The sequence below is a fragment of the Stenotrophomonas capsici genome, from assembly GCF_034961085.1.
GTDB classification, from domain to species: Bacteria; Pseudomonadota; Gammaproteobacteria; order Xanthomonadales; family Xanthomonadaceae; genus Stenotrophomonas; species Stenotrophomonas capsici.
The window spans coordinates 679,444-691,282 of the sequence record NZ_JAYFUH010000249.1 but is presented as its reverse complement, the minus strand read 5'-3'; the positions used below and the strand labels follow the sequence as shown (position 1 = coordinate 691,282).

The window sequence follows — 11,839 nt, the reverse complement described above, 5'->3', positions numbered from 1 at the left end:
AATGGTGAGCGGTTGGGTTTACGCCTCAAGCCGCACCAGCCGCAGGCAACCACCTCAGCGGCTGCCGTTGTCTTCCTGCAGTTCCTTCTTGAACGGGATGTCCGGTGGCGGCCGCGCTTCGGCCGGCTGCTCCTGCATGTTCGGGTTGGTCAGGCCACAGCCACCGCCGAACTGCAGCATCGACACCACGCAGGAAATCTTGCTGCTGCTGCCGGGAATCGGAATCTCGATGCTCTTGATGCCCTTGCGCACCCATTCGGCCAGCAGCGACTCGTTGGGCACCCAATACTTGTCGAACGAGGTCGGAGTGAACTCATAGGGCGGCCGCTTGAGCCAGGTACCGGACTCGGCGATACGTTCACGCGTCCAGCTGTCCGAATCACCGCCCGGTGCGCCCCGCTTCGGCTCCTGGCCCTTCTCGCCGTCCCCGGCCAGGCGCACGCTGCCGTCGGCGTTGAACAAGCCGCGGCCCTGGTCCGACTGTCCGCCGGCGCTGCCTTCCACCTGCCGTCGGGAAGCCCCCCAATCATCCCCGCGCGTGGCCGCGGCCCAACCGCCGGAGCGGTCCTGCGCGGCGGGACCGGCACCGGCACTGCTGCCGGAGCGCGACGATGCCGCGTTCGCCACCGGGTTGCCGGCGGACGGCGCGCTGGAGGCGGTCGCTGCCGTCGTCGCCCCCGCGGCAGCCGTCGATGTCGCCTGCGCAGCCCCCTCGGCACTGCGGGCCGCCGGTGCCTCCGCAGCACCCGGTATCTGCCGCTCGCGTACGGCCATGCCCGGTGACTTCACCTGCACCTCGGGCGCATTCGAGCGCACCTGCGCCATCGATACCGCTTGGCGGGGCGCCGCCTCTACCTGTCGCTCGCGTACCGCGATCTCGCGCGAGCGCACCTGTACCTCGGCGCCGCGCACCTGCACGGCCGCCATCTGCACCTGCTGCCGTGGCGCGACCTCCACCTGGCGCTCACGCACCTGCATGTCGGGTGCGCGCACCTGTGCCTGGACTTCCGTCGGCTGGCGCACCTGCGAGGTCACCAGCGGTCGCTCGGTCACCGTTTCCACCGTCCGTTCGCGCACGCGCACTTCCGGCGTGGGCACGCTGGGCAGGCTCACCGCCGGCACCTGCACCGTGGGCGGGGTCAGCACGAAATCCGTGGTTGGTTGCGCGGTCTCGGTGACCTGCAGCGGTTGCGCGACGGGAGGCGCAGGCGTGCGGGTGGGGCTCTCCTCCGCCGGCGCAGGCGATGGCTCGGAAGCCACATCGGCCGCCGCGTCGACTGGCACGTCCTGCCCGCGTTGCGGCTGCGCGGCAGCTGCCATGGACGCGGCATCGCCCGACGCCGCCGGTGCAGCCGGTGCACCCGGTTCCCCCTGTGCCTGTGGCGCACCGCCGCCTTCCATGTCGGGAGTGCCGCGCCCGATGTATTCGACCTGCACGCGCTCGCCTTCCTCGGCGCTCGCATCCGGCGCATTGCTGCGGATCATGGCCACCCACAACAGCAACACCGCGAACAACAGGTGCAGGCCAGCGCTGAAGAAGCCGGAGAACCAGCGCAGCCTGCGCTGGTCGCGCGGCGGCGGATCGTCGCCACCGTGCCAGAACATCAGCGCGATGGCCTGCCACAACGGCATCAATGCCGGCACCGTGCCACGCGCGGGCGCAGCGCGCGCGCCCATCAGCGCGCGCACCTCTTGGTCATTGAATTGGCTGCCACCACGCGATGCACGCGTGCGCAGCCAGTTACTCCAGCTGTACGGCATGCCGGTGCGGCGATCATGCAGAATGCTGGCCTGCCGGCGGCTGGCCAGCAGGTCGATCAACTCGGCAACTGACGTCACCGGCATGCGGCGCTCAACTCAGCCCGCGCTGCCGCGCGGAATGTAAGGCGCCTGGCCACTGCCGTGGTCGGTCGCATCGCGCACGGCGGTCACGCCCGGCACACGGCCCATCAAGGTCTTCTCGATCCCCTGCTTCAAGGTCACGTCGGCCATGCCGCAGCCATGGCAGCCACCGCCGAAACGCAGCAGCACCACGCCATCGGCGGAGACTTCCTGCACCGCCACGCGGCCACCGTGCGAGGCCAGCTGCGGGTTGATCTCGTTCTCGACCACCCAATGCACGCGCTCCACCATCGACGCAGCGTCGCCGGGTGCCTCTCCCTTGATCTTGGGTGCCTTGATGGTCAGCTGCTGGGTACCGGCGGACTGGGTGACGAAGTCGATCTCCGCCCCGTCCAGCCATGCCACGCTGGTGGCGGCCACGTACAAGGTGAAACCATCGCAATCCACCGCCCACTCGTCACCGAGCAGTTCGGTCGGCTCGGCGAACTCCAGGCGCGCATCGGCACGCGGCGTTCCCGGCTCGACCGCGCTCAGGCGCACGCCCATGCCGGGCACGGCCTCGCGTTCGATCAACTTGCGGAAATAGCTTTGGGCGGTATCTGAGATCTGGATCATCCGGGTATTCTAGCCGTGTCTTGGTTGACGCTGATGGGACACTGATTCCAGGCGCGATACCGTTCATCAGTCCCTTGCCTTGAAGGAGGCTCCCATGGCCCCAGATCTGATCCCGCTCGTCCAGGCACACTGCATTCCCCGCCGCGGCCACGAAAACCGACTGGGCCAGGCGCGCCTGGCGGAGCTGCTGCCACAGGTCCCCGGCTGGGAACTGGCGGAGAACGGCCAGGCCCTGCTGCGCACCTTCCGCTTCGACAACTACCACGCCACGATGGCATTCGTGAACGCGCTGGCCTGGATCGCCCACCAGGAAGACCACCACCCCGACCTGGGCGTGCATTACGACCGCGCGGTGGTGCGCTTCTCCACCCACGATGTCGGCGGCCTGAGCGAGAACGACTTCATCTGTGCCGCCAAGGCATCCGCACTTACGGAGCAATGACATGAACCTGCGTCTGCTGTTGGGCGCGCTGGCCACCGCCACCGCCCTCGCCGCCTGCAACGGCTCCGACCAACCGGCCGCACCGGCCGTCGCCCCCACCGAAGTAGCCGCCGTGCAGACCCCGCCACCGGACTACCCGGCCGAGCTGGCCTGCGCCGGCGTGGGCGGCAAGAGCGTCCTGCGCGTCGTCGTCGGCCCGCAGGGCACGCCGACCGATGTCACCCTGGTCACCACCAGCGGCAACAGCCAGCTGGATGACTCGGCCATCGCCCGCGTGCGGGAATGGAAGTTCAAGGCCGCCACCCGCAATGGCCAGGCCGTGCCGACCACCATCCAGGTCCCGGTCAGCTTCAACCCGCCCCAGCCCAAGCCGGACGAGTGCTTCGCGATCGAGGAGCGTGCGCATCGCGGCGGCTGATTGCCCCTGCCCGGCGCCTCCTCCATGCACGCCGTTTCCCTCGACAATCTCTGGGTCGCATTCGGGCTGACCTTCGCTGCCGGCCTGGCCACGGCCATCGGCAGCCTGTTGGTGCTGTTCTCCAAGCGGCCCAACCCGCGACTGCTGGCGTTCGGGCTGGCCTTCGCCGGCGGCGCGATGGTGTACGTGTCGCTGTCGGAGATCCTCAACAAGTCGGTGGCCTCCTTCGCGCTGGCCTATGGCGAGCACCTGGGCTTCACCTACGGCACGCTCTGGTTCCTGGCCGGCGTGATCCTGGTGGTGCTGATCGACCACTTCGTCCCCAACCCCCATGAAACGCTGGACAAGCAGGACCCCGCGTTCAAGGAAAAGAACCGCAGCAGCATCCGCCGGGTAGGCCTGCTCAGCGCGGTGGCGATCACCGCCCACAACTTCCCTGAAGGCCTGGCCACGTTCTTTGCCACGCTGGAAAGCCCATCCGTCGGGTTGCCGCTGGCCTTCGCCATCGCCATCCACAACATTCCCGAGGGCATTGCCATCGCGGTACCGGTGTACTTCGCCACGGGCCGCAAGTCCTACGCCTTCGGCGCCAGCCTGTTGTCCGGGCTGGCCGAACCGGTGGGTGCGGCGATCGGCTTCTTCGCCCTGGCCGGCTCCCTGTCCAACGCCACCTTCGGCGCGGTGTTCGGGCTGATCGCCGGCATCATGGTGTTCCTGGCACTGGACGAGCTGCTACCGGCCGCCAAGCGCTATGCCAAGGGGCACGAAACCGTCTACGGACTGGTGATCGGCATGGCCACCATCGCCATCAGCCTGGTGCTGTTCAAGTGGTGAGATGAAGAAGGGGGCGATGCCCGCCCCCTTCCCTGCGCCTCACAGCCGGTCCAGCGCTTCGGCCAGCTCCGGCGCCAGCGGCGCATTCAATACATAAGGTGTCTTGCCAGCGTCCAGCGCGAACTCCAGCGAAGCGGCATGCAGGAACAGGCGTTTCAGCCCGATCTGCTCACGAAGCCGCTTGTTGACCACTGGATCGCCGTACTTGTCATCCCCGGCGACCGGGTGACCAATGTGCTGGGCATGCACGCGGATCTGGTGGGTACGCCCGGTTTCGATCCGCACCTCGCAGTACGAGTGCCCACCCCGCCGTTCCAGCACCCGGAAGTGGCTCAACGACGGCTTGCCGCCCTGGTTGACCTGGACATGGCGCTCCCCGCCCTGGCGCAGCCCCACCAGCAAGGGGGCGTCCACGCTCATCACGCCATCGGGCATGCGCCCGACCAGCAGGGTCAGGTAGCGCTTCTGGATGCCGCCATGGTCCTCGCGCAGCATCGCCTGCAGCTCGCTCAGGGCCGAGCGCTTCTTGGCCAGGATCAGCAGGCCGGAGGTGTCCCGGTCCAGCCGGTGGACCAGTTCCAGGTTCAGGTTCGGGCGCAGCGCACGCATGGTCTCGATGGCGCCATGGCTGATGCCACTGCCGCCGTGGCTGGCCACCCCCGAGGGCTTGTTGATCACCAGCAGCTTGGCATCCTCGAAGACGATGGCCTGCTCCATGCGCTGCAGGAAGCTGGCCGGCGGCGGCGCCTTGTCTCCGACTTCACTGAGATTGACAGGTGGCACCCGCACCTCTTCGCCGGCCTCCAGCTTGCGGTCGGCCTTGGCGCGACCACCGTTGACCCGTACCTGGCCGCTGCGGACCAGCTTGTAGACCAGGCTGCGCGGGGCACCCTTGAGCTGGCCGAGCAGGAAGTTGTCCAGGCGTTGGCCTGCCCGGTCCTCGGGGACCTTGATCATGCGCACGCTGGTCTTGCCCGCGGGCAGTGCTTGGCGGTGTTCGGAGTCAGTCATCTGCCTATTTATTCTGCTACACTCGGGGGGCGATATAAGGGTTTGATTTCGTTGGAAGTTGGTCAGGGCCAGAAGCCCCGCTCCCTACGAATCCGGCACAGTGCGCGGCCACCGCCCCCGGGGCGGCCATGTTAGCGGCTCGTCGGCGTTCCCGGCCATCGCCGGGTGTCAAAAGCACCTGAGCTGGACGAAACAAATGTCCCGTGCGACGCCCCGGCCATGGCCGGATGCGGCCGCCGGCCCTGAAACACCTAAAACAAAAATGAGAAGCGCTCCCGCGGCCTGCCGTGGTGTCGTAGCGCTGGAAGCCCAAGCCACCCTGTCCGCGCCTGCGCGAATGGGCGGCGACCCGTGACCAGAGGCGAAACCCCATGGCGTTCCGCGCGGTAGCAGCGCGCGAGGAACGCACAATGAAGCGAATGCTGATCAACGCCACGCAGGCAGAAGAACTGCGCGTGGCCATCGTCGACGGGCAGAACCTGTACGACATCGACATCGAGCAACCGTCGAAGGAACAGAAGAAGTCCAACATCTACAAGGGCCGCATCACCCGCCTGGAGCCCTCGCTCGAGGCCGCCTTTGTCGAGTACGGCGGAGACCGCCACGGCTTCCTGCCGCTGAAGGAAATCTCCCGCGACTATTTCCAGGCTGGCGTCGACCCGCACAAGGCCGGCCTGAAGGAACTGCTGCGCGAAGGCCAGGAAGTGGTCGTGCAGGTGGACAAGGAAGAGCGTGGCAACAAGGGCGCTGCCCTGACCACATTCATTTCCCTGGCCGGCCGCTACATGGTGCTGATGCCGAACTCGCCCTCCGCCGGCGGCGTCTCGCGTCGCATCGAGGGTGAAGACCGCGCTGCCCTGAAGGAAGCGCTGGACAAGCTCAACATCCCCGACGACATGGGTGTGATCATCCGCACCGCTGGCGTCGGCCGCGATGCCGAGGAGCTGCAGTGGGACCTGGACTACCTGCTGCAGGTCTGGCGCTCGATCGCCGAAGCCGCGCTGACCAAGCCGGCCCCGTTCCTGATCTACCAGGAGTCGCGCCTGATCGTGCGCGCCCTGCGCGACTACCTGCGCTCGGACATCGGCGAGATCCTGGTCGACACCGAGGAGCTGTACGAGACCGCGCGCGAGTTCATGCAGCAGGTGATGCCGCAGACCCTGCGCAAGCTCAAGCATTACAAGGACGACATCCCGCTGTTCAACCGCTTCCAGATCGAATCGCAGATCGAGGCGATCTACGAGCGCAACGTGCGCCTGCCTTCGGGCGGCTCGATCGTGGTTGACCAGACCGAAGCCCTGACCGCCATCGACGTGAACTCGGCCCGTGCCACCAAGGGCACCGACATCGAGGACACCGCGTTCCAGACCAACCTGGAGGCCGCCGAAGAGGTCGCCCGCCAGCTGCGCCTGCGCGACCTGGGTGGCCTGGTGGTGATCGACTTCATCGACATGTCCTCGAACAAGCACCAGCGCGAGGTCGAGAACCGCCTGCAGAACGCCCTGAAGTACGACCGCGCCCGCGTCCAGCTGGGCCGCATCTCGCGCTTCGGCCTGATGGAAATGAGCCGCCAGCGCCTGCGTCCGAGCCTGGGCGAGTCCAGCCAGATCGTCTGCCCGCGTTGCGATGGCCAGGGCCGCATGCGCAGCGTCGAGTCGCTGTCGCTGTCGATCATCCGCGTGGCCGAAGAACACGCCATGAAGGAAAACACCGGGCAGGTGCTGGTCCAAGCCCCGGTCGAGATCGCCAACTTCCTGCTCAACGAGAAGCGCGGCGCGCTGCGTGAGATCGAACGTCGCCACGACGCGCCGATCATCATCGTCGCCGACGAGCAGCTGCACACCCCGCACTACGAAGTCACCCGCCTGCGCGAGAACGAGCTGGGCGAGGAATCGGGCAAGCCCAGCTACCAGCGTGGCACCCCGCGCAAGCTGCCGGTGCATGCCCTGACCAAGGCCCAGCTGAACATCCCGCCGGCACCGGCGGTGACCCACGTCAAGCACAGCCAGCCGGCACCGGTCCGCGAAGTGGTCGAGGCCGCACCGACGCCGGCACCGGTCGCCCCCGCAGCAGCCCCGGCCGCGGGCGGCGTGATGGGCTGGCTCAAGCGCATCTTCGGTGGCGAAGGCACGGCAGCCACCGCGCAGCCGGCCCAGCCGCAGCGCCAGCACGAAGGCGGTCGCAACAACCGCAATGATCGCAACCAGCGCCGCGACAACCGCAACGGCAACAACGCCCAGAAGGCCGGCAACGGCAACCGCCGCGAGGACCAGCGTCGTGACGAACGCCGCGAGGACCGTCGTGAAGAGCGCCGCCAGAACGGCAACGCGCCGCAGCAGCAGGCCCAGAACCAGAACAACGGCCAGCAGCAGCCCAAGCAGCGCAACGAACAGCAGCAACAGCAGCCCAAGCAGCCCCGCAACGAGCAGCAGCCCAAGCAGCCGAAGCAGCCCAAGCAAGCCAAGCCGCAGGACGCCGACAAGGCCGTCCAGCAGCAGCCCGCTGCCGAGAAGCCGGCACGCCAGCCGCAGGCCGAAGCACCCCGCGCTGCTGCCGTGACTGCCGCCGCCGTGGTTGCCACTGACACCGTCTCGACGGACGTGGCGCCCAAGGAAAAGGTGTTTGCCGCTGAAGTCGCCAAGCCGGTCGCCGTCAGCGACGCCCCACTGGTCGTGGACAGCACGGTTGCCAGCGACGATGCCAACCCGGCCGCCGCTGCCGGTGACGAAGCCGCCGGTGAAGCCGGCAGCCGCCGTCGCCGCGGCCGTCGTGGCGGCCGTCGTCGTCGTCGTGGCAACGCCGAAGGCGCCGCCGCCGGCGAGGTGCTGGGCAATGAATCCGACGAGGACAGCATCGATGAAATCGACGATGGCGAGGTGGCGGACGTTGCCCCCCATAAGTCAGCGGCCGCCCAGCCGGAGTTCGAGTTCGATGACGAGCCGGGTGAAGCCGCTGCCGTGAAGCCCGCTCAGGCTGCAGCTCCGGCCAAGGACACCGTTGCCGCACCGACACCGGCACCGAAGGCAGAAGCCGCATCCGCAACCGTGGTCACCGAGCCGGTGGCGGTCACCCGCCCGGTGGCTGAGCAGGCCGCACCGGCCGCACCGGCGACGGTGACGCCAGTCGTCGAACCGGCCCCGGTCGTGATCGAGCCCGCGAAGCCGGAAGCCGAGGCAGCACCGGTCCTCGCCGAGGTCCCGGCTACGGAAGCTCCCAAGGCAGCGGCGGAGGCGCCGGCGGCGGTTGACGCACCGGCCGTCGAAACGCCCGTCGTGGAAGCAGCGCCGCTCGCCGCCGAAGCCGCTCCCAAGGTGGAAGCCGCTGCAGCACCGGTGGTTGACGCGCCCGCGCCAGTAGCCCCCGCCGCTGTCGAAGCACCGACAAGCAGCGCGGTCGCACCGGAAAACGGCCAGCTGTTCGAAGCAGCACCGGCCACGGTCGAAGTCACCGACGCCCCGGAAACCCGGAAGCCGGAAGCCATCGCCCGCATCGAACCGGTCAAGGTCGAGGAAAGCGACAAGGTGGAAGCCGAGTCCGACCAGCCGCGCAACGGCTGATCTCCTCGCCTCATCGCTGTAGCAAAAAGGGCGGCCACTGGCCGCCCTTTTTCATGCATGCAGGCTACCCGCCTCACCGCCGCAGCCTGCAACGCCCACCACCGCTCGTGCATGCCTCCTGCACCACCGGCCCTGCCCTTCCATCCGCGGGCAAAAAGAAAGGGCGGCCTCGCGACCACCCTGCCTTCCATGCGATTGGAATTGGCTCAGAGCGCGCGGGCCGGATCACCTACGCCGTACTGCGTGGCCAACCGCGCCAGGGCGATGTTGTCCTGTACCCCCATCTTCTGGAACAACCGTGCCTTGTGCGTATTGACCGTCTTGGCACTGAGGCTCAAGCGCCGCGCGATCTCCTCCTGGCGGTGGCCCTGGATCAGCAGCAACGCCACCTCCAGCTCACGCGGGGACAGGGAATCAAATGGCGACAACTCGCCCTCCAGGTTCGACAGCGCCAGGTTCTGGGCAATGCTGTTGGCCAGGTAACGCTTGCCGGTGGCAACGTCATGCACCGCGCGGATCAGCTCGCGCGAATCGCCGGCCTTGCCCACGTACCCCGACGCACCGGCCTCCAGCAACCGCTTCGGCATCGGCCCATCCTCCAGCACCGACACGATGATGACCCGTGTGCCATGGTCGCCCTTGACGATGCGTTCGGTGATCTCCAGCCCGCTCAACCCGGGAAGGTGCAGGTCGCACAGCACCACGTCGGGACGCAGCCGACGGATCTGCGGCAACGCGGCTTCGCCGCTGTCCGCTTCACCGACGACCTCGATGTCGGCCTGGCCGGAGAGGATCATCCGGATGCCCGTGCGCACAAGCGCATGGTCATCGATGAGAAAAACGCTGATGGTCATACCGCAGTCCTCGTACCGAGGTGATAGTTGAAGCCAGAGCCATTGCCCACCGGGGGCACACGAGGCGACGGTCCCCACCGCCACCCAAGACCAAGGCCTTGCGTATTATCGACCAGAACCCGTCAGAACACTCTGCAACCGGGTCAGCGCTTCGCTGACCGGATCACGCGGCGCATGACCTGCATCCCGTGCCGTCACGACGCTGAAACACTGCAACGACGCCGTTGGAGCTACTATCGCGTGATGCGCGGAGCTGATCCATCAGCCCTTTTCCCCCGCGCATTTAAGACTTTTCTTAGTAAAAATCGCTGACAATCTGACAGCGGATCATGGTGCCGGAAGCGACCAGCGGCGCCGGAACATCACCGTGTGGACGCCGATCACCCAGACCAGCGCGGCACACCAGCCCCCCAGGATATCGGAGGGATAGTGCACGCCCAGGTACACCCGTGACAGGCTGACCAGCCCCGCGAAGGTGATGGCGGCCAGCAGCACCGGCCAACGCCAGCGGGTGTGCCAGGTCAGCAGTACCGCCGCGACGGCCAGGGTCATCGAGCCCATGGCGTGCCCGCTGGGAAAGCTGAACGTGCTCTCCGGGGCGATCGATTCCCACAGGCTCGGGCGTTCGCGCTGGAACAGCTGCTTGCTGCCCAGGTTCAGCAGCGCCGACCCCACGAACGCGGTGGCCGCGAATGCTGCCTTGCGCCAGCGCCGGCGCAGCAGCAGCACCGCCACGATCAGCACATCCAGCGGGATGACGCCCCATTCGTAGCCCAGCTTGGACAGCACCACGAAGAACGTGTTGAGCCCGGGCGTGGCCAGCCCATGCAGGTGCAACAGCAGCGCATCGTCGAAATGGAAGGCTTCGGCCTCATGAATGTCGTCGGCGAGGGTGACGAACCCCGCCAACGGCAACAGCACGCCGACGAACAACAGCACCAGCCGCCACGCATTGTGGGCCAGCCAGCGCCGCACACCGGCGGCTTCGCTCCGGGACTCAGCCGAAGCTTCGCGCATACCGGGTCTCGACGTAGTCGTCGATCAGCGCGACGAATTCCTGGGCGATGTTCTCACCACGCAGTGTCACCTTCTTCTCGCCATCGACGAACACCGGCGCGGCCGGCGTCTCGCCGGTGCCCGGCAACGAGATGCCGATGTTGGCGTGGCGTGACTCACCCGGCCCGTTGACGATGCACCCCATCACCGCCAGGGTCATGTTCTCCGCCCCGGGGTGGCTGACCCGCCACACCGGCATCTTCTCGCGCACATGGTTCTGCACCACCTTGGCCAGCTCCTGGAAGAACTCGGAGGTGGTGCGACCACAGCCCGGGCAGGCGGTGACCATCGGCGTGAACGCACGTTGGCCGGTGGTCTGCAGCAGTTCCTGGGCGACGATGACTTCCTGCGTGCGCGCCTGGCCCGGTTCCGGGGTCAGCGAGATGCGGATGGTATCGCCGATGCCTTCCTGCAGCAGCACCGCCAGCGCCGCCGACGAGGCAACGATGCCCTTGCTGCCGATGCCCGCCTCGGTCAGGCCCAGGTGCAGGGCGAAATCGGAGCGATTGGCCAGGTCGCGGTAGACCGCGATCAGTTCCTGCACGCCACTGACCTTGGCCGAGAGCACGATGCGATCGCGCGGCAGGCCCAGCTCCACGGCGGTCTGCGCCGAATCCAGCGCCGAGCGGATCAACGCCTCGCGCAGCACGCGGCCGGCATCCCAGGGCTGCTCGCGCTGGCTGTTCTCGTCCATCAGCTTCGCGGCCAGTGCCTGGTCCAGCGACCCCCAGTTGGCGCCGATGCGCACCGGCTTGTCGTACCTGATCGCGAACTCGATCAGCTGCGCGAACTGGGTGTCCTTCTTCTTGCCGAAGCCGACGTTGCCCGGGTTGATGCGGTACTTGGCCAGCGCCTCGGCACAGGCCGGTTCATTGGTCAGCAGCTGGTGGCCGTTGTAATGGAAGTCGCCGATCAGCGGCACTTCGATGCCCATCATCCGCAGCTTCTCGACGATGCGCGGGATGGCGGCGGCCGATTCGGGGTTGTTGACGGTCAGCCGCACCATCTCCGAGCCGGCGCGCCACAGGTCGGCGACCTGCTTGACGCTGGCCGCCACGTCGGCGGTATCGGTGTTGGTCATCGACTGGACGACCACGGGATTGCCACCGCCCACCTTCACACCGCCGATGGTCACGGCCTGGGTGATGCGGCGGGGCCACGCGGTGGCGTCGGTGGGCGGGGTTGGGCGAGTGACGGCGTCGTACATGGG

The 11,839-nt window shown here is 67.6% G+C and carries 10 protein-coding genes; 4 read left to right on the top strand and 6 right to left on the bottom strand.

Annotation, left to right across the window (positions count from 1 at the left end):
• Positions 1–54: 54 nt before the first annotated feature.
• Positions 55–1,845 (bottom strand): hypothetical protein, encoded by a 1,791-nt coding sequence (locus VA603_RS16350; RefSeq protein WP_323439461.1) that lies wholly within the window; start codon positions 1,843–1,845, stop codon positions 55–57.
• A gap of 12 nt (positions 1,846–1,857) precedes the next feature.
• The gene (locus VA603_RS16345; protein ID WP_323439460.1) at positions 1,858–2,457 is read right to left on the bottom strand and encodes an NfuA family Fe-S biogenesis protein; all 600 of its coding nucleotides are present in this window, start codon (positions 2,455–2,457) and stop codon (positions 1,858–1,860) included.
• A gap of 94 nt (positions 2,458–2,551) precedes the next feature.
• Between VA603_RS16345 and VA603_RS16340 the strand changes: the two genes are divergently transcribed.
• Genes VA603_RS16340 through zupT form a run of 3 tightly spaced genes read left to right on the top strand, consistent with a single transcriptional unit; the run spans position 2,552 to position 4,151 of the window.
• On the top strand, positions 2,552–2,899 hold the full coding sequence (locus tag VA603_RS16340; RefSeq protein WP_132862812.1) for a 4a-hydroxytetrahydrobiopterin dehydratase: 348 nt from the start codon (positions 2,552–2,554) through the stop codon (positions 2,897–2,899).
• A gap of 1 nt (position 2,900) precedes the next feature.
• The gene (locus VA603_RS16335) at positions 2,901–3,317 is read left to right on the top strand and encodes an energy transducer TonB (RefSeq protein WP_323439459.1); all 417 of its coding nucleotides are present in this window, start codon (positions 2,901–2,903) and stop codon (positions 3,315–3,317) included.
• A 24-nt stretch (positions 3,318–3,341) separates the two neighbouring features.
• Entirely contained in the window at positions 3,342–4,151 is an 810-nt protein-coding gene (gene zupT, locus VA603_RS16330; RefSeq protein ID WP_323439458.1) for a zinc transporter ZupT, read from the top strand.
• A gap of 39 nt (positions 4,152–4,190) precedes the next feature.
• Here the strand turns inward: zupT and VA603_RS16325 are convergent, their stop codons facing one another.
• Entirely contained in the window at positions 4,191–5,162 is a 972-nt protein-coding gene (locus tag VA603_RS16325; RefSeq protein ID WP_323439457.1) for an RluA family pseudouridine synthase, read from the bottom strand.
• A 410-nt stretch (positions 5,163–5,572) separates the two neighbouring features.
• On the opposite strand from VA603_RS16325, the gene rne reads away from it, so the two are divergent.
• The gene (rne, locus tag VA603_RS16320) at positions 5,573–8,719 is read left to right on the top strand and encodes a ribonuclease E (RefSeq protein WP_323439456.1); all 3,147 of its coding nucleotides are present in this window, start codon (positions 5,573–5,575) and stop codon (positions 8,717–8,719) included.
• A 206-nt stretch (positions 8,720–8,925) separates the two neighbouring features.
• Here rne and VA603_RS16315 read toward each other — a convergent pair whose 3' ends face one another.
• From VA603_RS16315 to ispG, 3 genes are all read right to left on the bottom strand, one after another.
• Positions 8,926–9,573, bottom strand: coding sequence for a response regulator (locus VA603_RS16315; RefSeq protein WP_132862807.1), 648 nt, complete (start codon positions 9,571–9,573; stop codon positions 8,926–8,928).
• 327 nt (positions 9,574–9,900) lie between these two features.
• Positions 9,901–10,590 carry a phosphatase PAP2 family protein gene (locus VA603_RS16310; RefSeq protein ID WP_132862806.1) on the bottom strand — a complete coding sequence of 230 codons (690 nt, stop codon included), beginning with the start codon at positions 10,588–10,590 and terminating at the stop codon, positions 9,901–9,903.
• Positions 10,571–11,836: a flavodoxin-dependent (E)-4-hydroxy-3-methylbut-2-enyl-diphosphate synthase gene (gene ispG / locus VA603_RS16305; protein ID WP_132862805.1), complete on the bottom strand. Its 1,266-nt coding sequence runs from the start codon at positions 11,834–11,836 to the stop codon at positions 10,571–10,573. The genes VA603_RS16310 and ispG overlap by 20 nt, the downstream gene beginning before the upstream one ends.
• Positions 11,837–11,839 lie beyond the last annotated feature (3 nt).

Bases quoted from the DNA above. Each gene is read 5' to 3' on its own strand.
- VA603_RS16350 (WP_323439461.1), bottom strand. From the start codon at position 1,845: ATGCCGGTGACGTCAGTTGCCGAGTTGATCGACCTGCTGGCCAGCCGC.
- VA603_RS16345 (WP_323439460.1), bottom strand. From the start codon at position 2,457: ATGATCCAGATCTCAGATACCGCCCAAAGCTATTTCCGCAAGTTGATC.
- VA603_RS16340 (WP_132862812.1), top strand. From the start codon at position 2,552: ATGGCCCCAGATCTGATCCCGCTCGTCCAGGCACACTGCATTCCCCGC.
- VA603_RS16335 (WP_323439459.1), top strand. From the start codon at position 2,901: ATGAACCTGCGTCTGCTGTTGGGCGCGCTGGCCACCGCCACCGCCCTC.
- zupT (WP_323439458.1), top strand. From the start codon at position 3,342: ATGCACGCCGTTTCCCTCGACAATCTCTGGGTCGCATTCGGGCTGACC.
- VA603_RS16325 (WP_323439457.1), bottom strand. From the start codon at position 5,162: ATGACTGACTCCGAACACCGCCAAGCACTGCCCGCGGGCAAGACCAGC.
- rne (WP_323439456.1), top strand. From the start codon at position 5,573: ATGAAGCGAATGCTGATCAACGCCACGCAGGCAGAAGAACTGCGCGTG.
- VA603_RS16315 (WP_132862807.1), bottom strand. From the start codon at position 9,573: ATGACCATCAGCGTTTTTCTCATCGATGACCATGCGCTTGTGCGCACG.
- VA603_RS16310 (WP_132862806.1), bottom strand. From the start codon at position 10,590: ATGCGCGAAGCTTCGGCTGAGTCCCGGAGCGAAGCCGCCGGTGTGCGG.
- ispG (WP_132862805.1), bottom strand. From the start codon at position 11,836: ATGTACGACGCCGTCACTCGCCCAACCCCGCCCACCGACGCCACCGCG.